Here is a 2515-nt window from a genome sequence, read left to right as displayed (position 1 = left end):
TGTGTATAAAAAATGCTTATTTTAGTGCTTAATCAAAAGGAAAGTGCGTGTTTGCTTTCTTCCGATTTTCGTTCCGAAAATCCTCCGACACAAACTCGCCCATTTCATACACTTACCGTTGGCAACAATGTCCGAAAACCTATGAATAGAGTATTAATCATTTTTCTAATAATCGGATTTTACTCTTGCGGAGAAAAGCAGAAATCGGAAAAGAAATCGGAAAGTGTAGGAATTGAAAAAGCGGTTTCTGAACTTAAAGACTTCGAATTAGTTCAAGACTTCGAGAAAAATAAAGCGGAATTTGAAACTAACACTATTGACCTCTTTGGTCACTCCTCTGAAGGTGGTGAATTGACAATATTCCACGATAAAAAATTCGATTATGTTGTTTATGATTTTTGGCTATATGGAGAACTTGGAAGACTGAATTACACTTATTGGACAGAAAAAAACGGAAAACTGAATTTTAAATTAGTCAAGCAATTGGAATATAATTATAACAAGCCATTCTATCAAGAAGGTTTTAAAACGGATTCTACAATTAGCTATTTATCGTATTCAGACTCAAAAATAAAACTATTTGATATAAACAAAACGGAAATCACAGAATCTGAATTGATTGAAAAAAGTAAATCGGAATTAGAATCATTTTTCAGTGATTTGACTAAAGGAATCGAGATAAAAAAATAAAACACAGTTGCCAACACTGTGTATAAAAAATGCTTATTTTAGTGCTTAACCAATAGAAAGTGCGTGTTTGCTTTCTTCCGATTTTCCTACGGAAAATCCTCTGACGCAAACACGCACTTTTCATACACGTAACCGTTGCCCACAATTATAAAAAAAACTAAATGCAAGAAAATCAACTTAAAGAAAACGAAGAAGATAACGAAATTCTATTCGACAATGAAGAACCAAATGAAGAATTAGAGCTCGAAGATGGTCAAGTTGCAAAAATTTATACCGAAAAAGGAGACCCTGAAATTCACGGATTGTATGGCAAATACAAACGTGGAAAGTTAGATATTCAACCTGATTTTCAGAGATATTTTGTTTGGGACAAAGCAAAAAGTTCTCGTCTAATTGAAAGTGCATTACTCGGAATTCCTTTACCAGTAATCTATCTATCCGAAGAACAAGATGGAAAAATATACGTGATTGATGGCCAGCAAAGATTGACTTCTTTTTTTAGCTTTATCGATGGTAAATTACCGGATGGTACAGATTTTAAATTGAGTGGTTTAAAGGTTTTGAAAGATTTAAATGGCAAATTGTTTACCAAACTTGATGAAGAAATCAGAGATAATATTAATGATACCGTTATTAGGACTATAACATTTAAAAAGGAATCAGACACCAATCTAAAGTTTGAAATATTTGAACGTTTAAATACAGGTTCGGTTCCACTTAATACACAGGAACTTCGAAATTGTATTTATAGAGGAGAATATAATAAGCTATTAAAAGAATTAGCTGCAAATGAAGAATATTTAGAATTATTAAATATCAAAGGTCCAGACAAGAGAATGAAGGATGTTGAGTTAGTTTTAAGATTTGCAGCGTTTTATCACAATACTCATATCAATTACAAATCGCCTATTAAAACATTTCTTAATAATGAAATGGAACGATTTCAAAATATCACCTCAAAAGATGCTGATAATTTGCGGAACGCCTTTAAAAATGCTGTATCCATTTTAAAGTCTGTATTTGGAGACAGAGCATTTAAAAGGTTTTATAAAGGAGATGAAAATAATCCAGAAGGTTACTGGGAAAGTAAAAGGTTTAATGTTTCATTACACGATGTTTTAATGGATTCTTTTTCGAGAATAGATAAAAATTTAGCCTATCAAAATTTGGATAAAATTCGTGAAGCGTTTATTGATATTATGACAACTGACGATGTATTTATTGATGCAATAGAAATTGGAACAAGTGAGGAGAGAAAAGTAAAAAGACGATTTAATCTTTGGCATTCAAGACTAAACGAAATTTTGGAAGACAAAAGAAATGAACCAAGATGTTTTTCCTTTCAATTAAAAGAGGAACTTTTTAAAAAAAATAGTAATTGTGAAATTTGTAACAACAAAATTCAACAAATAGATGATGCAGCGGTTGACCATATCGAGCAGTATTGGACTGGTGGAAAAACAATTCCAGAGAATGCAAGGTTAACGCACAGGCATTGTAATTGGTCAAGGCCTCGGAAAGAATAACTGTGGGCAACAACGTATAAAAATAATAGGGCAATTAGTTGCTAAATTCAATGGCTTGGGCACTTTTGCGAAGTCGCCAAATTTTTAAATTTGGCTTATTGAGCAAAAAGATAATAAGAAAAATTTAAAAATTCGGCTTGTGTTTAACCGAATGGTTCGTGCATTTTTTCTGCCCTACTATTCTTATACACGACCGTTGTGGTGCATTTATCCACATTACGAAAACTGACAAATTAATGAGATTAATAATCTTTAAAACTAAATGATTCAAGCTAAACATTGTGATTTATGTGATTATC

The 2515-nt window shown here is 31.8% G+C and carries 2 protein-coding genes; both read left to right on the top strand.

Features of this window, described 5'->3' with window-relative positions:
• Positions 1-141: 141 nt before the first annotated feature.
• A complete protein-coding gene (locus BM239_RS15175; protein WP_177209061.1) occupies positions 142-690 on the top strand; it encodes a hypothetical protein in 549 nt (182 codons plus the stop codon).
• Between the two features lie 161 nt (positions 691-851).
• The gene (locus tag BM239_RS15170) at positions 852-2216 is read left to right on the top strand and encodes a GmrSD restriction endonuclease domain-containing protein (protein ID WP_092210175.1); all 1365 of its coding nucleotides are present in this window, start codon (positions 852-854) and stop codon (positions 2214-2216) included.
• The last annotated feature ends 299 nt before the right edge of the window (positions 2217-2515 follow it).

The sequence above is a fragment of the Algorimicrobium echini genome (assembly GCF_900115185.1).
Classification (GTDB): Bacteria; Bacteroidota; Bacteroidia; order Flavobacteriales; family Flavobacteriaceae; genus Algorimicrobium; species Algorimicrobium echini.
The sequence above is the reverse complement of the archived record's forward strand: the minus strand, read 5'-3'. Positions and strand labels throughout refer to the sequence as shown.